The organism is Rhodanobacter sp. BL-MT-08, from assembly GCF_054161255.1.
On record NZ_CP167872.1, the window covers coordinates 4,127,391 to 4,151,518 of the forward strand.

Annotated in this window: 22 protein-coding genes; 18 read left to right on the forward strand and 4 right to left on the reverse strand. The window is 64.0% G+C overall.

Annotation, left to right across the window (positions count from 1 at the left end; genetic code table 11):
* The first annotated feature begins 153 nt into the window (after positions 1–153).
* From ilvB to ACDK93_RS18380, 10 genes are all read left to right on the forward strand, one after another.
* Positions 154–1,956, forward strand: a complete 1,803-nt coding sequence (gene ilvB / locus ACDK93_RS18335; RefSeq protein ID WP_458072530.1) for a biosynthetic-type acetolactate synthase large subunit — start codon at positions 154–156, stop codon at positions 1,954–1,956.
* Between the two features lie 10 nt (positions 1,957–1,966).
* Entirely contained in the window at positions 1,967–2,254 is a 288-nt protein-coding gene (gene ilvN / locus ACDK93_RS18340; protein ID WP_458070455.1) for an acetolactate synthase small subunit, read from the forward strand.
* Positions 2,251–3,864 (forward strand): threonine ammonia-lyase, biosynthetic, encoded by a 1,614-nt coding sequence (gene ilvA / locus ACDK93_RS18345; protein WP_458070456.1) that lies wholly within the window; start codon positions 2,251–2,253, stop codon positions 3,862–3,864. Before ilvN ends, ilvA begins: the two co-directional genes overlap by 4 nt.
* Before the next feature lie 447 nt (positions 3,865–4,311).
* Complete coding sequence (gene ubiA / locus ACDK93_RS18350; protein ID WP_458070457.1) at positions 4,312–5,340, forward strand: 4-hydroxybenzoate octaprenyltransferase; 1,029 nt, start codon at positions 4,312–4,314, stop codon at positions 5,338–5,340.
* A 133-nt stretch (positions 5,341–5,473) separates the two neighbouring features.
* Complete coding sequence (locus tag ACDK93_RS18355) at positions 5,474–7,384, forward strand: hypothetical protein (protein ID WP_458070458.1); 1,911 nt, start codon at positions 5,474–5,476, stop codon at positions 7,382–7,384.
* Positions 7,385–7,609: 225 nt separating this feature from the next.
* Positions 7,610–8,134, forward strand: a complete 525-nt coding sequence (locus ACDK93_RS18360) for an RNA polymerase sigma factor (protein WP_458070459.1) — start codon at positions 7,610–7,612, stop codon at positions 8,132–8,134.
* A complete protein-coding gene (locus tag ACDK93_RS18365; RefSeq protein ID WP_458070460.1) occupies positions 8,127–9,275 on the forward strand; it encodes a FecR family protein in 1,149 nt (382 codons plus the stop codon). The genes ACDK93_RS18360 and ACDK93_RS18365 overlap by 8 nt, the downstream gene beginning before the upstream one ends.
* 125 nt (positions 9,276–9,400) lie before the next feature.
* Positions 9,401–11,911, forward strand: a complete 2,511-nt coding sequence (locus ACDK93_RS18370) for a TonB-dependent receptor domain-containing protein (protein ID WP_458070461.1) — start codon at positions 9,401–9,403, stop codon at positions 11,909–11,911.
* A gap of 93 nt (positions 11,912–12,004) precedes the next feature.
* Positions 12,005–13,258 carry a histidine-type phosphatase gene (locus ACDK93_RS18375; RefSeq protein ID WP_458070462.1) on the forward strand — a complete coding sequence of 418 codons (1,254 nt, stop codon included), beginning with the start codon at positions 12,005–12,007 and terminating at the stop codon, positions 13,256–13,258.
* Positions 13,259–13,384: 126 nt separating this feature from the next.
* A complete protein-coding gene (locus ACDK93_RS18380; RefSeq protein WP_458070463.1) occupies positions 13,385–14,341 on the forward strand; it encodes a hypothetical protein in 957 nt (318 codons plus the stop codon).
* Between the two features lie 3 nt (positions 14,342–14,344).
* On the opposite strand, the gene ACDK93_RS18385 is transcribed toward ACDK93_RS18380, so the two are convergent.
* On the reverse strand, positions 14,345–15,064 hold the full coding sequence (locus tag ACDK93_RS18385) for a ComF family protein (RefSeq protein WP_458070464.1): 720 nt from the start codon (positions 15,062–15,064) through the stop codon (positions 14,345–14,347).
* A 19-nt stretch (positions 15,065–15,083) separates the two neighbouring features.
* Positions 15,084–15,290, reverse strand: coding sequence for a hypothetical protein (locus ACDK93_RS18390; RefSeq protein ID WP_458070465.1), 207 nt, complete (start codon positions 15,288–15,290; stop codon positions 15,084–15,086).
* A 140-nt stretch (positions 15,291–15,430) separates the two neighbouring features.
* Here ACDK93_RS18390 and bioB point away from each other — a divergent pair, with 140 nt between their 5' ends.
* From bioB to ACDK93_RS18425, 7 genes are all read left to right on the forward strand, one after another.
* Positions 15,431–16,480 carry a biotin synthase BioB gene (bioB, locus tag ACDK93_RS18395; protein ID WP_458070466.1) on the forward strand — a complete coding sequence of 350 codons (1,050 nt, stop codon included), beginning with the start codon at positions 15,431–15,433 and terminating at the stop codon, positions 16,478–16,480.
* Positions 16,458–17,651, forward strand: coding sequence for an 8-amino-7-oxononanoate synthase (bioF, locus tag ACDK93_RS18400; protein WP_458070467.1), 1,194 nt, complete (start codon positions 16,458–16,460; stop codon positions 17,649–17,651). Before bioB ends, bioF begins: the two co-directional genes overlap by 23 nt.
* Positions 17,652–17,711: 60 nt before the next feature.
* Positions 17,712–18,476, forward strand: a complete 765-nt coding sequence (locus tag ACDK93_RS18405; protein ID WP_458070468.1) for a sulfurtransferase — start codon at positions 17,712–17,714, stop codon at positions 18,474–18,476.
* A complete protein-coding gene (bioH, locus tag ACDK93_RS18410; protein WP_458070469.1) occupies positions 18,473–19,258 on the forward strand; it encodes a pimeloyl-ACP methyl ester esterase BioH in 786 nt (261 codons plus the stop codon). The genes ACDK93_RS18405 and bioH overlap by 4 nt, the downstream gene beginning before the upstream one ends.
* A complete protein-coding gene (bioC, locus tag ACDK93_RS18415; protein ID WP_458070470.1) occupies positions 19,255–20,133 on the forward strand; it encodes a malonyl-ACP O-methyltransferase BioC in 879 nt (292 codons plus the stop codon). The genes bioH and bioC overlap by 4 nt, the downstream gene beginning before the upstream one ends.
* 128 nt (positions 20,134–20,261) lie before the next feature.
* Positions 20,262–20,879 (forward strand): phosphatase PAP2 family protein, encoded by a 618-nt coding sequence (locus ACDK93_RS18420; protein WP_458072532.1) that lies wholly within the window; start codon positions 20,262–20,264, stop codon positions 20,877–20,879.
* A 217-nt stretch (positions 20,880–21,096) separates the two neighbouring features.
* A complete protein-coding gene (locus ACDK93_RS18425) occupies positions 21,097–22,644 on the forward strand; it encodes a glucosyltransferase domain-containing protein (RefSeq protein ID WP_458070471.1) in 1,548 nt (515 codons plus the stop codon).
* Positions 22,645–22,679: 35 nt separating this feature from the next.
* Here ACDK93_RS18425 and ACDK93_RS18430 read toward each other — a convergent pair whose 3' ends face one another.
* Complete coding sequence (locus tag ACDK93_RS18430) at positions 22,680–23,342, reverse strand: glycosyltransferase family 9 protein (RefSeq protein ID WP_458070472.1); 663 nt, start codon at positions 23,340–23,342, stop codon at positions 22,680–22,682.
* Between the two features lie 159 nt (positions 23,343–23,501).
* Here ACDK93_RS18430 and ACDK93_RS18435 point away from each other — a divergent pair, with 159 nt between their 5' ends.
* The gene (locus tag ACDK93_RS18435) at positions 23,502–23,747 is read left to right on the forward strand and encodes a hypothetical protein (protein ID WP_458070473.1); all 246 of its coding nucleotides are present in this window, start codon (positions 23,502–23,504) and stop codon (positions 23,745–23,747) included.
* A 123-nt stretch (positions 23,748–23,870) separates the two neighbouring features.
* Here the strand turns inward: ACDK93_RS18435 and ACDK93_RS18440 are convergent, their stop codons facing one another.
* A complete protein-coding gene (locus ACDK93_RS18440; RefSeq protein WP_458070474.1) occupies positions 23,871–24,122 on the reverse strand; it encodes a hypothetical protein in 252 nt (83 codons plus the stop codon).
* Positions 24,123–24,128: the final 6 nt, after the last annotated feature.

Genomic DNA, 24,128 nt, shown 5'->3' on the forward strand with positions numbered 1-24,128 from the left:
CTGTTAAGCGACCCGCCGTCAGCCGACATGTCGCAAACAGCCGACCAGCCGCAAACCCAGGATACCGATGTGACTACGCAACTGCTCAAAGCGCACAAGCCGACACCTTCCATCACCATCGATGATGCCCAGCACCCGCTCGCCGGCACGCCGATGAGCGGCGCCGATGTAGTGGTGCAGGTGCTTGCCGACGAAGGCGTCGACGTGATGTTCGGCTATTCCGGCGGCGCCATTCTGCCGGTCTATGACGCGCTCTACCGCTATAACGCCGAACACCTGCGTGCCGATGGCAGCGAGCCGATGCCGCTGATCGTGCCGGCCAACGAACAGGGCGCCGGCTTCATGGCCTCGGGCTATGCGCGCGCCTCGGGCAAGGTCGGCGTCGCGGTGGTCACCTCCGGCCCCGGCGCCACCAACATGGTGACCCCGGTGCGCGATTCGATGGCCGATTCCACGCCGATGGTGGTGATCTGCGGCCAGGTCGCCACCACCTCGCTGGGCAGCGACGCGTTCCAGGAGGCGCCGGTCAGCAACATCATGGGCGCCTGCGCCAAGCACGTGTTTCTGGTCACTGACGCCAACGCGCTGGAAGCGACGCTGCGCACCGCCTTCGAGATCGCGCGCACGGGCCGTCCGGGTCCGGTGGTGGTGGATATTCCGAAGAACGTGCAGAACACCGCGCTGACTTTTGACGGCCAGTCGCGGCTGCCGATTCCGGGCTATCGTGCGCGCCTTCGCGCGGTGGAAGAAGCGCGGCTGGATGATGCCGAATGCGCCGCCTTCTTCGCCGCGCTGGACGCGGCGCAGCGGCCGCTGATCTACGCCGGCGGCGGCGTGATTGCCGCCGAGGCTTCGCAGGCGCTGCGCGCCTTCGTCGAGGCCTTCGGTCTGCCGGTGACCACCACGCTGATGGGGCTGGGCGCGCTCGACACCGGCGACGCGCTGTCTCTGCACATGCTCGGCATGCACGGCACGGCCTACGCCAATTACGCGGTCGAGGACTGCGATTTCATCCTGACGCTGGGCGCCCGCTTCGATGACCGCGTGGCCGGCGTGCCGGACAAATTCGCGCCGCGCGCCAAGTTCATCGCGCAGATCGATATCGATCCGGCCGAGTTCGGCAAAGTCAAGGCGATCCAGTGGCATCACTGCGGACCGATGGTGCGCACGCTGGAACGCCTGACCCAGTACGGCAAAACGCATGGCAAGCGGCCTTCCCTGCAGGCGTGGCACGCGCACATCGCCGAACTCAAGCGCGTGCATGCGATGAACTACGACCGCGCCAGCGCGTTGATCCAGCCGTATGCGGTGATTGAAGAAATCAACAAGACCACGCACGGCCGCGCCATCATCAGCACCGGCGTTGGCCAGCACCAGATGTGGGCGGCGCAGTATTCGGCGTTTCGCGAACCACGGCAGTGGCTGACCTCGGGCTCGATGGGCACGATGGGTTTCGGCCTGCCGGCGGCGATCGGCGCGCAGTTCGCCCGGCGCGATGCGCTGGTGATCGACATCGACGGCGACGCCAGCATCCGCATGAATATCGGCGAGCTGGAGGTCTGCACCACCTACAACCTGCCGGTGAAAGTGCTGGTGTTCAACAACCTCGGCGACGGCATGGTGCGGCAGTGGCAGAAACTGTATTTCATGGGCCGCTTCGCCGCCTCGGACAAGAGCCTGCGCACCAAGGATTTCGTCAAGACGGCGCAGGCCGACGGCTTCCAGTGGGCCAAACGATTGGAGCACCCGCAGGACATGGCAAGCACCGTCGCCGACTTTCTGCACTTCGACGGTCCGGCCTTTCTCGAAGTCATGATCGACCCCGATGCCGGCGTGTACCCGATGGTCGGCCCCGGCGCCACCTACGCGCAGATGATCACCGGCGACCACATCGCGGCGCGCGACGCCAGTGCGGCGCCGCCGGTGACGTCCACCCCTCTTGTCGACATGTTCTGAGTAACGACTTATGCGCCACACGCTTTCCATTCTTCTGCAAAACGAGTCCGGCGCGCTGGCTCGCGTCGCCGGCATGTTCGCCGCACGCCACGTCAATATCGACACGCTCAACGTCGCCGCCACCGTCGATCCGGCAATCTCGCAGCTGACCCTGGTGCTGCATGGCGACGAGGCCACGCTGGAGCAAATCGTGCGGCAGACGCGCAAGCTGATAGATGTGCTCGACGTGATCACGCTCACGCCCGATGACAGCGACAGCGAAAGCGCACGACTTGCCGCGGTACCCGCACTCTCGTGAATGCCCGCGTTGAACTCCCTACTGCCCGGACGCCCCAACCGGACGAAGCTGTCGATACGCCGAGCGACAGCGAGATGGTCGGCCGCGCGCAGTCGTCGCAGGTCTACGACGTCGCGCGCGAATCACCGCTGGAATTCGCCCCGCTGCTGTCCTCGAGAACCGGCAGCGACGTCTGGTTGAAGCGCGAAGATCAGCAGACGGTTTTCTCGTTCAAGCTGCGCGGCGCCTATAACCGCATGGTGAAGCTGGACGACGCGCAGCGCGCGCGGGGCGTGATCGCTGCGTCGGCTGGCAACCACGCGCAGGGCGTTGCGCTGGCGGCGGCCAGATTGGGCATCCAGGCCACCATCGTGATGCCGGTCACTGCGCCACAGGTGAAGATCGACGCGGTGTATCGCTTTGGCGGCGTATTCGTGAAGGTGCTGCTGGCCGGCGACTCCTACAGCGATGCCCAGGTTGAGGCCGCGCGCCTGCAGCGCGAGCTGGGCAGCGTGTTCGTGCATCCGTTCGACGACATCGACGTGATCGCCGGACAGGCCAGCGTCGGTCTGGAAATTCTGCGCCAGCATCCGGAGGCGCTGCAGGCCGTGTTTGTGCCCGTCGGCGGCGGCGGCCTGCTGGCGGGCGTGGCGACCTGCATCAAAATGCTGCGGCCAGGCGTCAAGGTGATCGGCGTACAGGCCGCCGACTCCGACGCCATGGCGCAATCGCTGGAAGGCGGTGCACGAGTGGTGCTGGAAGAAGTCGGGCCGTTTGCCGACGGCACCACGGTCAAGCAGGTCGGCGCGCACACCTTCGAGCTGTGTCGGCGCCACGTCGACACCGTGCTGCGGGTGGATACCGACGCGATCTGCGCGGCCATCGGCGACATTTATCAGGATACCCGCAGCGTGGCGGAACCGGCCGGCGCGCTGGCGCTGGCCGGCCTCAAGCAGTATGTCGCCACACACGGCGCCGGCAACGGTGCGCTGGTGGCGGTGGTCTCCGGCGCCAACATGAATTTCGATCGCCTGCGCTTCGTCGCCGAGCGGGCCAGCATCGGCGAGCAGCGCGAAGCGGTATTCGCGGTCACCGTGCCGGAGGAGCGCGGCAGCTTCAAGCGGTTCTGCTCGGCGCTGGGCCAGCGCAGCATCACCGAATTCAACTACCGCATCGGCGATGCAGCGTCGGCACATATTTTCGTGGGCGTGCAGATCGGCGCACGCGCCGACCGCGAAGCGCTGCGCGGGGCGTTCGATGAACAAAACTTCGGCGTGCTCGACCTGACCGACAACGAGCTGGCGAAGCTGCATCTGCGCCACATGATTGGCGGACGCTCTGCGCTGGCCCGTGACGAACAAATTTACCGCTTCGAATTTCCCGAGCGGCCCGGCGCGCTGCGGCGATTTCTCGAGCACATGCACCCGGACTGGAACATCAGCCTGTTCCACTACCGCAACCACGGCGCCGACTACGGCCGCATCCTCGTCGGCATCCAGGTGCCACCGCACGAGCGCGCGATGTTCCAGCAATTTCTCGGCACGCTGGGGTATCCGCATTCCAACGAGAGTGAGAATCCCGCGTATCGGCTGCTGCTCGGAAACGATCCTGCCGCTGCAAGAAGCGCTTAGCCGGCTTATCGCGCGGTAGTCATCGCTATCCTCACCGCGCAATCGCATGCCGTTAACGTGCGCGTCGCCAGTCTTGTTGCTCCCAGACCACGTGGAGCACCGTTTCATGCCAGGCAATCCAATGAACCCGCAACCGCCCTTCGCCGAACCCGGCAAAGGCCTGCCGGAACGAGAGATAGACAGTCCCGGACATTCGCATCCAGAGGTCGAGGCTGACCCTGATCCGTTGGAGCCCGATAGCGACGACGATTTGCTCTGAAGCCGTTTTCGATCTCCTTCAACCGGGCCAAGCTCGGAAAATCCGGGTCGAATTGCCCCCAAAGAGCCGAGCACCCTGGCCAGAGCATGGTCGCCGTTTATAGGTGGCAAAGTTGTTTTCTTTTGATCCCGAGCAGCCAATCGGCTCTCGGGCATCGACACGTCGAAGCCTCACGCTAGACTGTTGGTATGTCACCACCGCCCCGCAAACGTCAGCCGCGTAAATCTCCGTCTTCTCCAGGCCCGCGGACGAGACCGGGCGCTGCCAGGCCCGTAGAGAAGAAACCGCCGCGGCCGGCCGACAGCTCTACGCGCGCCACGCGCGTACTGAACTGGCTTTTGCAAAAGCTGCCGCCACGCTACCGCGAAAAAGCGCTCGATTATCTGGTGCTGACACGCATGGATCGGCCCATCGGCGCGCTGCTGCTGCTATGGCCGACGTGGTGGGCGCTGTGGCTGACTGCGGGCGACTTCCCGCCGTGGAAACCGCTGATCATCTTTACGCTCGGCGTGTTTGCCATGCGCGCGGCCGGCTGCGCCATCAACGACTACGCGGACCGCAAGCTCGATCCGCAGGTCGCGCGCACCGCGGGACGACCGATCGCCAGTGGACGCGTCACGCCGCGTGAGGCGTTAATGGTGTTTGGCGTGTTGCTCGCGTTCGCGTTTGTGCTGGTGCTTTTTACCAACGCGCTGACGATCAAACTGTCGTTTATCGGCGCCGCGCTCGCGGCGGCCTACCCATTCAGCAAGCGCTATACGCACATGCCGCAGGTGGTGCTCGGCGCCGCGTTTGGCTGGTCGATACCGATGGCATTCGCCGCGGTTGCCGGTGCCGTATCACCGGTGGCGTGGCTACTGTTTATCGGCAACATCCTGTGGTCGGTGATCTACGACACCGAGTACGCGATGGTCGATCGCGACGACGATATTCGGGCCGGCGCGAAATCCACCGCAATCCTGTTCGGCGATGCCGACCTGCCGATCCTCGGCATCCTGATGGGCACGTTTCTGCTCACCATGCTCTTCGTCGGCCAGCGCGCCGCGCTGGGCTGGCCGTACTGGCTCGGGCTGCTCGCCGCCGCCGCCCTTTTTGGCTATCAGCTGTGGCTGATCCGCCATCGCGCCAAGGACGCCTGCCTGGCCGCCTTCCGCCACAACAACTGGGTTGGTGTCACGCTGTGGATCGGCATCGTGCTGGCGCTCGCGGTGCGCTGATAACCAGTAGATCGACGCTCGATTGCAGTGTTACGGCCCACTGAATATCAGTGCAACCACCCTAGGGGAAAGAGACAGCATGGCCTCCCGTTTCTTTCCATTTTCCCAATTTGCTCTGCAGGCGCGTCAATAGATGAAGGTAACCCGACTTCTCGCCAATCGGCACAATTTCGTGATGCTCCTTGTGTGGCTGTGCGCAGTGCTGTTTGCCGCGACTCAAGCGCATTTCTTTCTCTACGGATACCGGCTGACCGGGGACGATGTTCTTTTTGAGAACGTCGTGCTGCATGGAAAGATCGCGGACTACATCGTACAAACCGCAGCCCAGCAGGCTCGCATTGGTATGTACGTGCTACTGCCGATCCTGCTGCTAGGCTCGCAATTCGCAGATCATCTGCTTTTCCGCGTCGCGTATGTGGCGCTTTGGTATGCCGACATATTGCTTTTCTCATTCTGGCTAGCTCGCGTTTCACGCGTGAAAATGGCCCTTCCGGTTTTTGTTGCCATCGTTGCACTGCAACCGATGATCGGCTACCACATGCCGCCGGTAGGCTATCCGCTGGAATTGGCACTGCCGCTGATGGTTCTGATGGCGAGTCGACTGGTCATTGTGCGTGGTCGTCCGGTTGTTGTGGGTAGCCGGAGCATCGGATCGCAACTGCTGATGTATCTGACGCATGTCTTTTACCTGCTCGCCTTGATCAGCAGTGAATACATGATGATCGTTGGGCTGGTGCTGGTGGCGTGCGAAATCAGCACGGCACGATCGGCAGACGCAGCCCAGCCGCTGGGCAACGTACTGAAGCGGTACCGCGGCGATTTGATCAGCCTGGCGGTCGTCTATTTTGCCTACGCGTATTTCCGCCAGAGCCAGGCTTCGCACTACGACGGAGCCAGCATGGATGGGCTAGGGCATCTTGCTGCACTCGGCAAGACATTCGCGATGCACATCGCATCCGGTACGTGGCTGCCATTCTTCCAGACATCGGTGCTGGCGCCACCCGCTGTCCGGGGAGCGTTGGCTGCAGCCGTCTTGTGCTTCTTTGCGCTTTGTCTCTATGAGCGAGCGAACGGCGGCAACACGAAGCTTCCAAAGAGAAGCCGGGCATCGGCCGTGGTACTTGCACTTGGCGTCGTTGCCATTACGTTGCCGGTGGTTTCCGCCGAGAAGCAGCAGCAATGGTGTTTGATCAATCATAATTGCAGCTATCTGGACAGCCGCATCTCTCTGCTTTTTCTGGTGGGTAGCGTCGCGTTGCTCATCGTTTCGCTGGCCCCAAACCGCGTGGCTAAGGTTTCTCTGAAGTTTTTTATGCTGGCGACGCTGACCGTCAGTGCAGGACTGGGATACGCCGTCGCCGTCCAGCAAACCCAAGGCATGAGAATCGCCAACTCGGCTTGGGAGAGGGCCAGGAAACTTGCTTGCGCACATACCGGGCTGAGTGTGGCGCAAGCGAGTCGCCTGATCGATCCCAACCACTACATCCCGATGCACTCCATCATGGATAGAGACATGTTCTGGAGCGATTACATGAACCGTATGGCGACAGAACAGCACTGTGCCACACCCTCCAGTGGAGTCCCCATCATCGGCAACCACCTTCCCGTAGGCACAGCCGAGCTCGTTCGTGCGGACGGTCCGGGTAGCCGTTTCATCAGTACAGGATGGAGCCATATTGAGCCCAGCGGCGTCTGGAGCGACGGCAACAATGCACTGATCGAAACAATCCTGGAACCCTCAGGCCAGCCGCTCAGACTGATGCTGGTTCTGCAGGCATACGATCCGGCAAGCCACGGTCCACAAGTCCTTCAAGTGAAGATCAATGGTGTCAAATTGACAAGCTGGACGGTAGCGGCCGATGTCGCCCGGGCGTATGCGGTCGATATTCCGGAACAGCTTTCGAGATCGGGCGGGCCGCTTTTGCTGCAACTTGAGATCGGCCACCCGACCTCGCCGCTGGAGAACCATCAATCCTCCGACCCGCGGAAGTTGGGGGTCTTTCTCAGCAGCCTGATGCTGGAGGTTCGGGCATCTTGGCCGTAATCGGAACAAGCGCCTCAGGATGAGCACTAGGTCAGGCGAGCAGCCTTGAGCTGCCGCTATCCTGGGCACGTGCAATCGACCAAAGGACTGTGGCTCGCGAGGACAACCAGCACCCTGGAAGGGAGGCCTGGTAAAGCACCTCCATTTCATGGCGCTGTCATAAAGGCTGACTACAGTCTTGGGTCAATCCTGAAACGTCTGTCGTCCGATCGCGCCCATGTGGACATGCCTTTGAAGCTGGACCATGCCCACGGCCTGTCGCGCCTGTTTTCCGAGCAGCGCGCGCCGCTGAACAGCTATTTCCTGAAGCGCACGGCGCACGCGTGGGACGCGCAGGATCTGGTGCAGGAAACTTATCTGCGCCTTCTCGCCGCCGACCAGCACGGTGCGGACGACATTCGCAATCCGGAGGCCTATCTCTACACCATCGCCGCCAACCTGATGAAGAAGCACGCGGTGATGCGGCGCAGTGCGCCGGTGGGCACCGACGGCCTGGAGGACATCATCGATCGGCTGGCCACGCCGTGCGACGCCGCCGCCGGCGTGGATCGCGAAGTGCGCCGGCAGCGGCTGGGCGAGCTGATTCAGCGGCTTTCGCCGAAATGCCGCGCCGTACTGGTGATGCATTACCGCGACGAACTCAGCTATCGCGAAATCGGCGAGCAGTTGTCGATCTCGGCCAGCATGGTCAAGAAATACATCGTCAAGGCGCTTGCCCTGTGCCGCCAGGGAATGGGCCGCTATGACTGATCGATCGAATCGGCATGCGTCCAACGCCGACGTACGTCGCGCGACCGAGCAGGCCGCCGGGTGGTATCTGGATCAGCGCGAAGGATTGTCGGCAACCGAGCAGCTCGCGTTTCTGGTGTGGCTGAAGCAGTCGCCGCTGCATGTGGGCGAATACCTGGCCATCGCCCGCATGCACGGTGACCTGCACGCGGCCGCCGCGATGGAACCAATGGATACCGCTGCACTGCGCACGCTCGCAAACAACGAACCGGCCGTCGTGGCGCTCCATCGCAAGAGCGACTCGCCGTTTGTTCCAGCGTCGCGACGGCGGCGCAGCACGGCGGCGCGCCGCAAGCGGTCAAGACGCTGGCTGGCCGCCGCCGGTATCGCTGCGCTGGGACTTTTCGCCGGTGGCGCGCTGCTGTTTACGCCGGGTCCGCAACGCGGTGAAGTCTACGCCTCGAGCACCACCGAAGGGCGCAGCCTCGACCTGCCCGATGGCAGCCTTGTCCAGCTCGATCGCGACAGCGCTATCGCAGTCAATTTTGATGCGCGCTCGCGCCGTATCGAGCTGCTGCACGGCAACGCGCTGTTCGATGTGGGCAAGGATCCGGCGCGACCGCTGCAGGTGCGCATGGGCGCCAGCGTCTTGAAGGATATCGGCACCGTGTTCGCGGTGCGCCGCGACGATGCCGGTGGTGCGGTAACCGTGGTCAGCGGACGGGTCGACGTGCTCTCGCCCACGCATCCGTGGCTGGATGCGCTGTCGCGCCGGCTGGGCCACCTATCCACGCCAGACAAGGTGGTTGCCCATCTAGGCGGCGGCGAGCAGGCCGTACTTGCTGTCGATGGTGCGGTAATCACCTCGAACAAACGCGCGGATATGGATCGGGCCACGGCGTGGCTTCCGGCCGATATTGAGTTCCGCAACAGCGCGGTGGGCGACGTGGCGCGCCGCTTCAACGCGTACACCACCAAGCCCCTGGTGATCGGCGATTCGCAGATCGCCGGCATGCGGATCAGCGGCCGCTTCCACGCGCACGATGTCGATGCCTTTCTGGCGTACCTGGCCAGCTTGCCCGGCGTGCAGGTGAAACGCGATGGCGAGCGGGCGCAGGTCACAGCCGCCGCGTCGCCAAAACGCACGCGCCACCGACTGTAAGAAAAAATTCATCAAATCAGCGGTACCCGGTTCGCTGCCCGCGCACTCGTAGTCGGGCATAGGGCGACAAACTGCGCGTCGCGCGCTGTCGCCCGTCATGCATCTAACCATCCACGGGTATCGTCATGCGTAAACAACTCGCCGTCCACATTGCATTGCTGCTCGGCAGTGCGCTGCCAATCCTTGCCGCGGCGCAGGCCGCGCCAGCGGAAGCGTCAAATGCTCGCCAGAGCCAGGCGATCAGCGCCATGCCGTTGACCGAAGCGCTGGACGTGCTGGCCCGACGCAGCGGCCTGCAGCTGGTCTATCAGTCCGAAGTGGCCAGCACGGTGCGCAGCAACGGTGCGGCCGCGGGCCTGAGTGCAAAACAGCAGCTGCAGCAGCTGCTGAAAGGCACCGGTCTGGATTACCGCTTCGTCACGCCGACCACCGTGACCATTGTGGCCGGTCGTGCGGCGGGAAACGCCGCCGCTAGCGCGCCGGCGCCGCGCGGCATTCCACCGGTTGAGGCGGCGGCCAATGTTCCGCATGACCTGGCGCCGGTCAGCGTCAGTGCCAATGCCGTCGATACGCTGGCGCCCAGCGCCGCGCCGCTGGACGCCATCCAGCCCACCTCGGTGATCGACGAGCGTTTCATCCGCGACGGCCTGCGCTTCAACGCCAACTTCGACGACATCATCAAGTACGCACCCAGCGTCACCGTCACCTCGCCCGAAGGTCCTGGCCTGGGCAAGAACGAAGGCATCAGCATTCGCGGTTTTCAGGACGGCCAGTTCAATATCACCTTCGACGGCATTCCCTTCGGCGACGCCAGCGACCTGCACCACACGACCTCGGCGTACTTCAATAACCACGTGCTGGGTCAGGCTGAAATCGATCGCGGCCCGGGCGGCGGCAGTACGATTGGCAACGCGACCTTCGGCGGCACGGTGGGCCTGCGCTCGCGCGATCCCAGCAGCGTGCCGGGCGTCACGGCGTATCTCACGCTGGGCAGCTGGAACACGCGCGCCGGCGGCGTCAGCGGCGACGGCCAGCTCGGCGCGCACACCCAGGTCTTTGCGGACGTCTCGAAGGAATCCAGCGACACGTACCTCAAAGGCACCGACGATCAGCGCAACCACATCTTTCTGAAGACGATCACCGACCTCGGCGCCGACACCACACTGAGCTTCGTGACCAGCTACAACGAAGAGCACCAGAACACCGTGCAGGGCGCGACGAAACAGGAAATTACGCAGTTCGGCTGGCGCTACGGTCTGTCCGACAACCCCGGGCTGCAAAGCTACAGCGGCTACAACAACGCCGCGTACTACTCCAGCTTCAACTATCTCGACTTGACCAGCCGCATCGGCGACTGGAGCGTCGACAACAAGGTCTACTACAACAGCTTCGACCATTGGGCACGCAAGACCAGCGACGCCAGCGACAACAATCCGGCCGACAACGGCGTAACGTTCTATAACGCAGCCGGCAAAAAGGTCAGCAAGGCCGGCAGTGACGTGCCGGGCAAGTTGTCCGACTCCGGCTTCCACGCCTTCGGCGACGTGCTGCGGCTCAGCCGCGACCTGGGCCCCGGCACGCTGCAGGCCGGCGCCTGGCTGGAGCGCAATATCGACGCGCGCTACCAGTATCCGCTCGACCTCACGACCGGCCAGCAAAACGGCACCAAGTACGGCTATCTCGACAACTACCTGCTCGGCGACCGCACCGACACCGTGCAGCCGTATCTGCAGTACGACTGGAAGGTCAGCGATCAGATCACGGTCAGCCCCGGCGTGCGCTATTCGGAAGTGACGCGCTCGATCAACGCGCCGCTCAACAAGACCGCGCCGGTGCCGCTGGATGCCGAGGCGACCTATCACTCCACCCTACCCTCGCTGAGCGTGCACGACCAGCTGAGCGACCAGTGGGCCGCTTATGCCCAGGCGGCGAAGGGCTTCCTGGCACCGCCGATCGACGTCATCGAAACCAACGCCTCGCGCGGTCTGAAGCCGGAGCAGACCACCAACTATCAGCTCGGTACCAGCTTTGCCTCACGCAGCTTCACCTTTGGCGCGGACGTCTACTACATCGACTTCACCAACTATCTCACCGAAACCCAGGTAGCCACGGCCGAAGGCAACGAGTTGACCTACGTCAACGGCGGTGGCGCGATTTACCAGGGCGCGGAAGTGGAAGGCACCTACGCGCTGACGCACGAGTGGAGCCTGTACGGCAACGCCAGCTATAACGAAGCGACCTACAAGCACAGCAGCGTGCAGGTCGCCGCCACGCCCAAGGTCACCGCGGCACTGGGCCTGCTCTACAGCGGCCGGACCGGCTATTACGGTTCGCTGATGGGCAAGTTCATCGGCAAGCAGTACGGACTGGACAACACCACCGATGCCAATGGCGATACCGTGTTCGGCAACGGCCAGCGGCTGGGCGGCTATGTCTCGGTGGACGCCGCGCTGGGCTTTCGCTCGGCGCACGGTGGCGTGTCGGACAAGGGCTACTCGATCAGTGTTGACGTCAACAACCTGTTCAATGTGCACAAGCTGACCGGATACGCAGGCACGCAGTCGGTCAGCGGCGATGCGCTGTATTTCGGCCTGCCGGGACGCGGCGTGTTTGTCGACCTGTCGATGAAGCTCTAGCTTGCGGCGTTCTTCGACTTTCCTCGACGCTCCTCGACCCTCCATCCCGAGCAGGCCGCAGCGCGATAAGCGCATCGGCATTCAGGAAATCCTATGACTCGTCATTCTCGTTCACGCCGCCTCTTTCTTGGCGCATTCGCGCTGGTTGCCGCGTGGGCCTGCGCGTCCCCACAGGCCGGCGCTGCGCATGCAGCACCGGCGGAGCGGATCGTGCAGCAGATCGTGCTGATTCGCCACGGCATCCGCTCACCGACAGCCGCACCCGACGCCTTGGCCGTCTATGCGGCCGAACCGTGGCCGGCCTGGCCCGCCGGTCCCGGCCAGCTCACGTCGCACGGCGCCCGGCTGATGCAGTCGCTGGGCCGCTGGTACCGGAAGCAGCTGGCGTCGGCAGGCGTCGCCGCCGATGCGTGCGGCACACACCCAACGCTGAAGCTGATCGCCGACAGCACGCCACGCAACCGCGACAGCGCGGCCGCCATGCTGGGTGGACTGTCATCGTCGTGCCCGCGCGACTACTTCGCCTTCGCGGCGAGCCAGGCCGATCCGCTGTTTCGCGGCAACGGCGGCGGCGATGCCGATCCGCCGCTCATCGTTCCGCTGGCCGTGCCCGCGCTAAAGGACCTGCAGCAGGTGCTGCTCGGCTGCCACGACGCCGCGTGCCTGAAAAAGGCGGCGGCCAACGGCAAAAAGCTGCTGCTCGGCACAGCGCCGGCGAAAGCGCTGAAGAGCGCCGGCACGCTGTCGGAAAACCTGATGCTGGAATACGCCCAGGGCATGCCGCTGGCGCAGGTCGGCTGGGGACGGCTCGACGCAGCCGGCGTGGGCACCATCATCACCCTGCACAACCTGCAGTTTGCGCTGGCCAAGAAAACGCCCGATGCCGCCAATGCGCGCGGCGGCAACATGCTGGCGCATATCGCTGCCACGCTGACGGCCGCAGCCGGCCAAGCCTCCAAACTGCTGCCGCTGGCACCGGCGGATACCCAGGCAGTGATCCTGCTCGGCCACGATACCGATCTGGCCAGCCAGGCCGGCCTGCTCGGGCTGGACTGGCGCAACGTCGAGCAGCCGGACGACTACCCGCCTGGCGGCGCGCTGATTTATCAGCTGATCGAATCGCGCGGCCACTACGCCGTCCGCCTGCAGATTGCACTGCCCACGCTGGCCGCGCTGCGTGCCGGTGATGTCGCACCGGCCGGGGCGATGCATATCGCCACGCTGCGCATCAAGGGATGCGAAAAAACGGACGCCTGCCCGCTGGCGACCTTTCAGGCCATCATTGCCAAGAACGTGGAAGCCAGTGCGATTGTGGCTGGCACGGGCAACGAACCGCGCGTACGGTGATGCTGGCGCGATCCTCTGTGGGCAGAAAAACGCTAGGCCAGGGCTGCACGATGCAGCTGACCATGCGAGACTGCGGCGTCCCGATCGACACTCCGGCGTCGACCCTACGCAGAGTGAGTGCCCGCGTTGCCTTCCATCCTCGACAAACTGCGGCAGCGTATCCGTTCGTCAGCATCTGAAACAGTCGGCGACGCAGCGGAGCCCGAGCAGTCGCTCGCCGAGGTCTGCCATCGGATCGAACCACAGGGTCTTTTCATTATCGGTGCTGCACGCACCGGCACCACGATTATGCAAAACGCGCTCAATGATTCACGCGATATCTTTCTTTTTGGCGAGCCCGGTTTTCATCACGATGGCGGCGCAAACGATTTCGCGACACGTTACAACGCCATGCATCGAAGCTGGGGCAACCAGGAAAACAAGAGCAGCTATTGCCCGCCGCTGTTTGAGCAGGACACCAGCTGGCATGCCTATCTGGCGCGTCTCGCCCAGACGTATCGCTATGTAGGATCCAAGATCGTCATCAACCCGCCGCAGGCAGAATGTCAGACGCGCGAACTGTTCGACTTTCACTGCCGCCATTTTTACGCATCGCACTACCTTTTCACGTTTCGGAATCCGCTGGATGTTCTGATTTCAACACGTGGCCTCGCCGAGCTCAACGGCGGCACGGTCGCCACGTTTGCCGAGGTGCTGAAAGGCTATTTCCTGGTGGTGCAGCTGTTTTTTCGTGCGCTGAGAAATCTCCCCCATGTCGATGGAATTTTTCATGAAGCCGTGGAATCCGCCACCTTCCGGAAACTGGAGACCTTGCTTGGCACGCCTCTACCGAACGCCGCCGATTACTACAGCAAGAGCAAAGTGCGTCGCTACGAATTGACCGCCGTTCCGGAGTCGCATCGCGGACTGGTTGCCGAAGCTATCGGTCTTTACGACAGGATGAAGCGCGAGACGCTGGCTGGACTCGAGTTGATACAGATAGAACAAAACGCGGGTCATTTCGATCCGAGCCACTTCACCGCCCTTGGCCAGCTTTCGAGGGACGTGTCCACCTTTCTGCGGACCATCGACGCACAAGCCTGAGAGTCACCCTCGCGGCGAGGGCGCCCGTGCGAGTGACCATATGTCCACCCGCGTTACGCCCGCGCGCTTCAGCACGCGGGCGCATTCGGCCGCCGTGGCGCCAGTGGTCATCACATCATCGAGAATCGCCACGCGCCCCGGTATCGTCACCCTTGGTCGTATTGAAAAAGCGCCGCGCACGTTGCGACGCCGGCTGACCGCATCGAGTTCGGTCTGTGCCGGCGTGGCGCGATGGCGCTGCAGCAGATCGTGCCTCATTGGAACGCCCAAGGCTTTGGCCAGTGGCTTGGCCAGTTCCAGCGCCTGGTTGTAACCGCGCTGACGCAGACGGCCGCGATGCAAGGGCACCGGCACGATCAGATCGGGCAGCGCAAGAGCCCGTGGCTCGGCCTGCCAAAGCGTGCTGAGCACGCGCCCGGCAGCAAGGTCGCGGCCGAACTTGTAGCGCGATTCCAGCCGATCGAGCGGCCAGGCGTAGCGAAACGGTGCCCATGCGGCGTCCCATGGCGGCGGCCGGCGCTGACACTCGCCGCAAAGCGCCGCTGGCGTGGCCAGTGGCAGGGCACAGCGCGCGCAGCACGAAGGATTTCGCGGCAGCTCGGTGGCGCATCCGGCGCACAGATCGATCCCGTTGCAACCCGGCGCGCCGCACAGCAGGCAGCGCAGCGGCAGCAGCCAACGCTGCACCTGCCTGCCGAGGTTGAAAAGCGCTTCCCTGCGCATAGTGGCCGGTTCGCCTGATTCAGGATTTGGCCTTGAACAAGGCCGCGTCGATGATCGACCAGATATGGATGATCCAGCCCAGCAGGAAAAACCACAGCGCCCCCGCCAGCACAAACATCACAATCGCCATCAGCAGGCGACCCTGCACGAGCTGGCCCAAGCCCGGTATGAATAAGCTGCAGATCGCGGCCAGTACGTTGCCGCCGCTACCTTGTCCTGTGCTCATGCCCATCCCCACTCCTCGATAGTGAGGCCGATGGTAACGGCAGCGGCCGGCCGAGGTCACGTCAACCCGAAAGTCGGCAGTCAGGTTGACTGCCGATCGAACTGCTCACACACTGCCCGGCTTACTGATGGGAGTTTTCCATGGCCGAAGCTGTGATCCGCCACGACTGGACCCGCGAAGAAGTCACCGCGCTGTTCGCCCTGCCGTTCAACGAGCTGATGCACCGCGCGCAAAGCGTGCATCGCGAATTCCACAACCCGAACGCGGTGCAGGTATCGACCCTGCTGTCGATTAAGACCGGCGGTTGCCCGGAAGACTGTGCTTACTGCCCGCAGGCCGCGCGCTACGACACCGGCGTGCAGGCGCAGAAGCTGATGAGCGTGGAGGCGGTGCTGGAGCGCGCCAAGGCGGCCAAGGCCGCCGGCGCCAGCCGCTTCTGCATGGGCGCCGCCTGGCGCAGCCCGAAGGATCGCGACGTGGTCAAAGTCGCCGAAATCGTCAGCGCCGTGAAGGGGCTCGGCCTGGAGACCTGCGCCACGCTAGGCATGCTTAGCGACACCCAGGCGCAATCGCTGAAGGCGGCCGGGCTGGATTACTACAACCACAACCTAGACACCGCGCCGGAGTTCTACGGCGAGGTGATCCAGACGCGCCAGTATCAGGATCGCCTGGACACGCTCGAACACGTGCGCGCCGCCGGCATGAAAACCTGCTGCGGCGGCATCGTCGGCATGGGCGAATCGCGCGGCCAGCGCGCCGGCCTGCTACAGACGCTGGCCAACCTACCCGAGCATCCGCAGTCCGTGCCGATCAACCAGCTGGTGCAGGTCGAAGGCACGCCGCTGGCCGGCACCGAGGTGCTCGATCCGTTCGAATTCGTGCGGACCATCGCCGTGGCGCGCCTGCTGATGCCCGCCTCGATGGTGCGGCTGTCGGCCGGCCGCCAGCAGCTGGGCGACGGCGTCCAGGCGCTGTGCTTCCTGGCGGGCGCCAACTCGATTTTCTACGGTGAAAAACTGCTGACCACCGGCAACCCCGACGTGGCCGACGACCGGGCGCTGTTCCGCCGGCTCGACCTGCACCCGCTGGAGATCGTCGAGACCGACAGCACCGTGCACGCCGACATTCTCGAAACGGAAGCTGCGCAAGCGGGTTGCGGGCAAGGCTGTGGCTGCACCGCCGCGGCCTGATCTGCTCGAGCGTTTGGCCGCCCAGACGGCCGAACGCGAACGGGCGAACCTGCTGCGCCGCGTTCGTACCGTCGATCAGGCCGACGGACCCTGGCTGGACATCAGCGGCAAGCGCCTGCTCTCGTTCTGCAGCAACGATTATCTCGGCCTGGCACAGCACCCACAGCTGATCGCGGCGCTGCGCCGCGCCGCGTCGGAATGCGGCGTGGGCAGCACTTCGGCGCATCTGATCTGCGGCCACCGTACCGAACACGCCGAACTCGAGGAGGCGCTGGCGGTCTGGACCGGACGCGAGCGCGCCGTGCTGTTTTCCACCGGCTACATGGCCAATCTCGGCGTGATGCAGGCGCTGCTGGCGCGCGGCGACGTCTGCGTGCAGGACAAGCTCAACCACGCCTGCCTGATCGACGGCGCCAGGCTGAGCGGCGCCGAGCTGAAGCGCTATCCGCATGTCGACGTGGGCGCTGCGTCGCGCCAGCTGACCAGCAACGACAGCGCCGCCACCCTGCTGGCTACCGACGGCGTCTTCAGCATGGACGGCGACGTGGCGCCCCTGCGCGAGCTGGCGACGCTTTGCACGCGCGAGCACGCGACGCTGATGGTCGACGATGCGCACGGCTTCGGCGTGCTCGGCCACAGCGGCGGCGGCAGCCTCGAAGCGGCCGCGCTGAATCCGTACGAGGTGCCGGTGCTGATGGCCACACTGGGCAAGGCGCTCGGCTGCGCCGGGGCTTTCGTCGCCGGCTCGCATGCGCTGATCCAGGGCCTGATGCAGTTTGCGCGGCCGTACATCTACACCACCGCCATGCCTCCGGCGCTGGCCGCGGCGGCGCTGGTCGCCACGCAGCTGGCGCAGGCCGAAACCTGGCGCCGCGAAAAACTCAACGCGATGATCGCGCGCTTTCGGCAGGGAGCCAGCCAGCTCGGGCTGACGCTGTCATCGTCGACCACCGCCATCCAGCCGATCGTGCTCGGCAACGCGCAGGCCGCGCTGGACGCCGCCCATACGCTCGAATGGCGCGGCCTGCTGGTGACCGCGATTCGACCACCGACGGTGCCCGCCGGCAGTGCCCGCCTGCGCATCACTTTATCGGCGGCACACGAAGAAACGCACGTCGACAAACTGCTCGATGCGCTGGAAGCGCTGCGGCTGCCGCCAGCGACACGCTGACGCAAGAGCGCCACCGACACGCCCCCGTATAATTAAAAGTTGCCTCGACCCTGACCGCGCATGTCCACCGTCAATATCTCCGCCTACAAATTCATCAGCCTGGACCACCTGCCCGCGCTGCGCGAGCGCGTGCTGGAACGCTGCACCGCTTTGGCGCTGAAGGGCACCGTGCTGCTGGCGCCGGAGGGCATCAACCTGTTCCTGGCCGGCGCGCGCGAGGCGATCGATGAATTCATGGCATGGCTGCATGCCGATCATCGCTTCGCCGATATCGTCCAAAAAGAATCGCTGTCCGAGACGCCGCCGTTCGGCCGCATGCGCGTGCGGCTGAAAAAGGAAATCATCACCATGCGGCTGCCGACCGTACGCCCGGAAGGCGGGCGCGCGCCGGCGGTGGACGCGCCCACGCTGCAGCGCTGGCTGGCGCAGGGTCACGACGACGACGGCCGCGAGCTGCTGATGCTCGACACGCGCAACGACTACGAAACCGCCGTCGGCGCCTTCGACGGCGCCGTGGATTACGCGCTGGCAAGCTTCACCGGCTTTCCCGCCGCCATCGCCGCCGACCGCGAACGCTTCGACGGCAAGACGGTGGTGTCGTACTGCACCGGCGGCATCCGCTGCGAAAAGGCCGCGCTGCATATGCAGGATCTGGGCATACCGCATGTCTATCAGCTCGAGGGCGGCATCCTGAAATATCTCGAACAGACCGACGGCGCACACTGGCGCGGCGACTGTTTCGTGTTCGATGAGCGCGGTGCGGTCGACAAGTCGCTACAGCCTGCCCCGCTTCCAGCCGTTAGTGACAAGGCTGTTTTGGCATGAGCGAGCTTTATGTAGACGTCGTTGGCGAAGGCCCGATCCCTCTAGTCATCCTGCACGGCTGGGCCATGCACGGCGGCGTGATGTCGCCGGTGGTCGATGCGCTGAAGGAGCGCTGCACCGTCTACGTCGTCGACCTGCCGGGCCACGGACACTCGCGTGAGTCCGCGATTCCGCTTGAACCGCGCGCCAGCTCTGCGGCCATTGCGGCGGTCACGCCGCCGGCGATTTGGCTGGGCTGGTCGATGGGTGGTCTGATCGCGCTCACGGCAGCGCTGGAGCGGCCGCAGCAGGTGCTTGGCCTGGCCATGCTTTGCGCCACACCGAAATTCGTGCGCGATGACAGCTGGCCTTACGGCAGCGACGCCAAACAGGTGCGTCATCTGGCCACCGATCTGGAAACCGATTATCACGCCACGCTGGAGCGCTTCATGGCGCTGGAGACGATGGGCAGCGCCGATCCGCGCGCCGAGCTGCGGCGCCTGCGCACGCTGGTGTTCGACCGTGGCGAGCCGGACCTGCGCGTGCTGCAGGAAGGTATCCGCATTCTCGAAGAGAACGACCGCCGCGCCGACCTGTCTGATCTCAGCATGCCCAGCGCATGGATTGCCGGCCGCCGCGACCGGCTGATTCCGCCGCGCGCCATGCAGTGGTCCGCCGATCAGTGCGGCGGCAGTTTTGTGGAAATCGAGCACGCCGGCCACGCGCCGTTTTTCGGCCACTTCGACGCGCTGGTGCGGGCGCTCGAGCCGTTGCTGCAACAGACACTAGAGCGAGTTTCATGAGCGATTTCCATTTCGACAAGCAGCGGGTGCGGCAGAACTTTGGCCGCGCCGCCACCAGCTATGAAAAGCACGACGTGCTGCAGCAGGAGGTGCAGTCCGCGCTGCTCGAACGTCTGGACTTCTATACGGCCGATCCGAGCCGCATCGTCGACGTGGGCGCCGGTACGGGCCGTGGTACCGCGCTGCTGAAAAAGCGCTATGCCAAAGCCGAGGTGATCGCCGTTGATCTTGCGTTGCCGATGCTGCGCGCCGCCAAACAGCACGCGAGCTGGCTCAAACCGTTTCAGCGCGTCTGCGCCGAAGCCACGGCGCTGCCGCTGGGCGATCATAGCGTCGACGTGCTGCACTCCAACCTCTGCTTTCAGTGGATCGACGATCTCAAGGCGCTGTTCGCCGAGTGCGTACGCGTGCTGAAGCCCGGCGGTCTGCTGGCCTTCTCCACCTTCGGTCCGGACACGCTGAAAGAGCTGCGCGCCTCCTGGGCCGAGGCCGATCAGCAGCCTCACGTCAGCCGTTTTCTCGACATGCACGATGTGGGTGACGCGATGCTCGCCGCGGGCCTGCGCGACCCGGTACTCGACGTACACCGCTACACGCTGACCTACAGCGAACCACGCAAGCTGCTGGAGGAACTGCAGGGCCTTGGCGCCACCAACGCCGATCAGACCCGCGAACGCGGCCTGACCGGCAAGGCGCGCTACAAGCGCATGCTGGCCGCGTACGAAACCATGCGGCTCGACGGGCGCATTCCCGCCACCTGGGAGGTCGTCAGCGCGCACGCATGGGGTCCACCGCCGGGACAAGGCCGCCGCGGCGCCGACGGCGGCGAGATCGCCAGCTTTTCGGTCGACAGCCTGCGCGGCAGTCGACGCTAGCCCGCTCGTCGGCGGAGCGATACGTGCCGTAAGCAAATCACAAGACTGTGCCAGCACCATGCAGGTTCGGATCCGTCGGATTCGGCAACGTGGGGGGTCCTCTGGTGAATCGCTTCAGCGCTTGCTCAATGCATCTGGGTGTCTTGCTTGTCGCGTCGCTCATCTCCTTACCGGCAAACGCCGGCGGTGGTCTGTTTGGCCTCGATCACCGCATCGCGTACGACAACAGCGGGATCTGGAAACGAACCACGCAGGTCGACCTGATCTACGGCACCGTTCTGGCCGTGGGCGGCGGCGCGCTGGCGTTCGGCGATGACAGCAAGCTCGGCGACACCTTCTGGCGCTCGGTCGATGCGCTGGTGATTACCAGTGCCACCACCACCGTGGCGAAATACGCCTTTCAACGCGAAAGACCCTCGGCGACCAGCAATCCCAACCTGTTTTTCCAGGGCAGCCATGCGCAGAGTTTTCCCAGCGGCGAGGTTGCCGCCATCGCCGCGGCGGTGACGCCTTTCATGGTGAATTACGGCGAAGACCATCCGGCGATCTATGCGCTGGCGCTGCTGCCGGCGTATGACGCGGTCGCGCGGGTCAAGACCCGCGGCCATTGGCAGAGCGACGTACTGGTGGGTGCGGCGATCGGTACCGGCATCGGCATCTGGACAGCCCGGCGGAACGCTTCGCTGACGGCCGGTTGGCTGCCGGGCGGGTTCAGCGTTGGCTATGTTCACCACTTCAAACCGTGATCGAAGCCCGCCTCTGTCATGATGATGCTTGAAGCGAGGTCGTACGTATTCGCCGTTGTGCTCCGCCATGGCCTATGCGCGTTGTCCCCAAGTGGCATATGGCAAATGGTTGCCGCACCTTTTTGCAATCCAACGATGTGAGCCTGTGACCGCCCACAACCAGCAAGCTCGTCCCGAGCGTCCTGACACGGGGTCCAGGCCGGGCGAGAGCCGGCTCTTGGCCATCCTGCTGCCCCTTTATTTTCTGATCCTGTATCCGATCCTGCGCGCCAATCGCTTCTACAACGACGATTTGAAGCGCGCGCTCGTCGGCCACACCGGCTGGGATTCCAACGGCAGGCCGCTGACCACGCTGCTGATGCGGCTGCTGCAGTGCTACGACAGCGCGCTGGTCGATGTCTCACCGCTGACGCAGGTCGGCGCGGTCGCGGTGCTGGCCTGGGTTGGTGTATTGGTCGCCCGCCGTTACACGCTTCGCTCGCCGTGGCTGGCGGCACTGCTCGCCTTTCCAATCGGCGCACAGCCGTTTTATCTGGAAAACCTGTCGTACAAATTCGACGCGCTGAGCATGAGCGTCGCGATCTGGCTGGCGCTGCTGCCACTGCTCAGCATCGGGCGCAGCCGGCGCGGATGGTGGCTTGGTGTGCTGGCATTGTTCGGCAGCCTCGCCTTTTACCAGCCGGCGATCAATCTGTATCTGGTCTTTATGCTTTTGGACGTGGCACTGGCGCAGCTGCGCGATGAACCGCTGCGCCCGTGGCTGCGCGAGTTGGTTCGGAGGGTTCTGCAAATCGGCGTGGCCGTGCTCACCTATCAGCTGGTCATCGGCATCCATATCCACGGGTGGGTCGGCCGCGAAAGCCAGAAGATCCACAGCATCAGCCAGCTACCGCTGGTCGAGACCAATATCGCCAGCTTTTATCGGTTCATCGAAAGCTGCTTCGACCGGCAGTGGTGGAATTATTTTCTGCCGCTGCTGCTCGTGCTGGCGGCGTTTCCCATCATCATCGGCGTTCGCTACGCCGTTCGGCAGCGCCCGCAGCATGCCGGCTGGCTGACCGCGATCCTGCTGCTTGCAGGCTTGCTGATGCCGCTGCTCGCGCTGCTGGGCGTCGCCGGGCCCATGCTCATGCTTCTGAGGCCGGAACTCGAACCCCGGGTGATGATGGGCGTCGGTGCTCTTCTTTCGGCCGGGTTGATACTGATGCAGGCGGCCCTTGCGCAGTGGCGTCGCTCACCGCGCTGGACGCTTGCCGCCGGATGCATGCTGGCCGCAGGCATGTGCGTGCTGGCCAGTGCGTACGGCAATGCGCTGGGCGAGCAAAAAGCCTACGAGGACCGCATCGCGTCCAGTCTGGCCGACGACCTGGTCGATCTGAAGGCAAGCCACGGCGTCCGTCGCTTTCTGCTCGATGGCAACATCGGCTTCTCGCCGATCACGCAGCACGTGGCCGAGGAGTTTCCGATGATCAACCTGCTCATCGCACCGTATATCGATTCGGCCGATCGCTTTCATACCACCGACTTTCTCATGTACTTCGTCGACGGTGTCGACAATCTGGGGCAGCAGACCGACGCTGCAAGCATGCAGACGCAATCGCGCCTGCTCGCCGAGGCGAGAGGCATGCCGGCGATCCGCACCACCAGCGGCTACAGCCTTCGTATCGTCGATGACGTCGCCGTCGTGACGCTTCATTCGGCGCCTGCGCAGGCGTATGCCGCGGCCAACCGGCCGGCTGCTGCGCAAACCCGATCCGCCAGATAGCCCAGTCCGCCGTCCGAAAGGCGGCCGTTCCCTTTTCAGAGCAGGGTCGCTTCCAGCGGTGGCCTGACCGGCTGAAGGGCATGGACCTGAAACGACTCGCGGTAGAGATCGACCGCCCGTTTTGCAGCCTGCTGCGGGCTCATTCCCTGCGTGACCAGATGCGCATTGTGCGACCCGTACGGACCGTAGATCTTGGCGTCGGTGACCGAAAACATGCCGATCGTCGGCGTTCCCGACGCCACCGCCAGATGCATGACACCGCAGTCCGCGCTGATCATCATGTCGACGCCGGCCATCGCCGATGCCATGCGCCGAATGCTGGTGGAGTAGTAGCCGGGCCACTTTGAATCCAGCATCGAGCGGCCGTGTACCGGAATGATCTCGACCAGGCTGCACTCGGGACTTGCCAGCCGCACGGCGGCGACAAAGTCATTCCACCAGTCGTGGCCATAGCGCTTTTGACCCGTCGCCTCGGCGAACAGGCCGATCACGCCGCGCGTGCAGGGCTGCTCGGACGCCGCAACAAGATCGCGGATCAACTGCTCGCCATGCCGCCGCTCCGCGTCGGTCAGGCGCAGGTCCAGTACGGGAAAGTCTTCCGCGTCGTCGATCTGGCGCGAGGCATACCAGCGCGCCAGCATTACCGAACGCTTCGCCATGTGGTGCGGCGCCATCGCGGCCGGCACCAGATGCGTCATGCCACGGCGGCGGCTTTCCCCGTCGTCAAAACCGAGCTTGCGTTTTCCCTTGAATAATCGCGTCAGCAGGCGGCTAAAACCCGAACCCAGGCAGGGGTCGATAATCAGATCGTAACGGTTTCTACGGATTTTCCGTATTTTTGAAAGGAAAATGAAAGGATGTTTGAAACCTCTGCGCGGCAAGCAATAAATATGGCGGACGCTGGAAAATGTCTGGAACACGTCGGTCGCGGCATCACCCTCGGCGACGATATCGATTTCGGCGCCTTTATACAGACGTTCCAGTTCGGCAATCAGCGGCGTCACGAGGATCATGTTGCCCAGACGGTGATTCGGCCGACAGACCAGAATGCGATAAATCTCGTTCCCTGGTATGACGTTGGCCCCGGTACGGGGAGGAAGTAGGTTCACGCTTTACCCCGAAGCTTGCTGGTGGGCCAGGCCGGTCTCGCTGGCGGCATGGCGCGATCATGACTGCTTTGACTGTGGAAGTATGGGGTTTGAATCTTTGCTGATGATTAGTTTTTGTTATTTATTCGTTGAGTCGCGCCCGACGTTATGGGCGCAGGCACTTTTTGTCGCATCTCGAATAAATTTTCGGAATCGAGGAACATTTGTGACAAATTGCTTTCTTAATACTGTCAAGATGGTTTGACGCGATTCGGCAAACCCACGTCCGGTGGATCGCACGCTGATTCGTTCGGGGCCAATCACCACATCGCATACCGAAATTCGCGCCAGGGTACGGCCGCCACTTAGCTTTTCGAAGGTGCGCGACATGCACCG

Bases quoted from the DNA above. Each gene is read 5' to 3' on its own strand.
- bioH (WP_458070469.1), top strand. From the start codon at position 18,473: ATGAGCGAGCTTTATGTAGACGTCGTTGGCGAAGGCCCGATCCCTCTA.
- ACDK93_RS18385 (WP_458070464.1), bottom strand. From the start codon at position 15,064: ATGCGCAGGGAAGCGCTTTTCAACCTCGGCAGGCAGGTGCAGCGTTGG.
- ACDK93_RS18365 (WP_458070460.1), top strand. From the start codon at position 8,127: ATGACTGATCGATCGAATCGGCATGCGTCCAACGCCGACGTACGTCGC.
- ACDK93_RS18440 (WP_458070474.1), bottom strand. From the start codon at position 24,122: ATGTCGCGCACCTTCGAAAAGCTAAGTGGCGGCCGTACCCTGGCGCGA.
- ACDK93_RS18370 (WP_458070461.1), top strand. From the start codon at position 9,401: ATGCGTAAACAACTCGCCGTCCACATTGCATTGCTGCTCGGCAGTGCG.
- bioC (WP_458070470.1), top strand. From the start codon at position 19,255: ATGAGCGATTTCCATTTCGACAAGCAGCGGGTGCGGCAGAACTTTGGC.
- ACDK93_RS18355 (WP_458070458.1), top strand. From the start codon at position 5,474: ATGAAGGTAACCCGACTTCTCGCCAATCGGCACAATTTCGTGATGCTC.
- ACDK93_RS18390 (WP_458070465.1), bottom strand. From the start codon at position 15,290: ATGAGCACAGGACAAGGTAGCGGCGGCAACGTACTGGCCGCGATCTGC.
- ACDK93_RS18360 (WP_458070459.1), top strand. From the start codon at position 7,610: ATGCCTTTGAAGCTGGACCATGCCCACGGCCTGTCGCGCCTGTTTTCC.
- ilvN (WP_458070455.1), top strand. From the start codon at position 1,967: ATGCGCCACACGCTTTCCATTCTTCTGCAAAACGAGTCCGGCGCGCTG.
- ACDK93_RS18420 (WP_458072532.1), top strand. From the start codon at position 20,262: ATGCATCTGGGTGTCTTGCTTGTCGCGTCGCTCATCTCCTTACCGGCA.
- bioB (WP_458070466.1), top strand. From the start codon at position 15,431: ATGGCCGAAGCTGTGATCCGCCACGACTGGACCCGCGAAGAAGTCACC.
- ilvB (WP_458072530.1), top strand. From the start codon at position 154: ATGAGCGGCGCCGATGTAGTGGTGCAGGTGCTTGCCGACGAAGGCGTC.
- ACDK93_RS18430 (WP_458070472.1), bottom strand. From the start codon at position 23,342: ATGACGCATCTGGTGCCGGCCGCGATGGCGCCGCACCACATGGCGAAG.
- ACDK93_RS18405 (WP_458070468.1), top strand. From the start codon at position 17,712: ATGTCCACCGTCAATATCTCCGCCTACAAATTCATCAGCCTGGACCAC.
- ACDK93_RS18375 (WP_458070462.1), top strand. From the start codon at position 12,005: ATGACTCGTCATTCTCGTTCACGCCGCCTCTTTCTTGGCGCATTCGCG.
- ubiA (WP_458070457.1), top strand. From the start codon at position 4,312: ATGTCACCACCGCCCCGCAAACGTCAGCCGCGTAAATCTCCGTCTTCT.
- ACDK93_RS18435 (WP_458070473.1), top strand. From the start codon at position 23,502: ATGTTTGAAACCTCTGCGCGGCAAGCAATAAATATGGCGGACGCTGGA.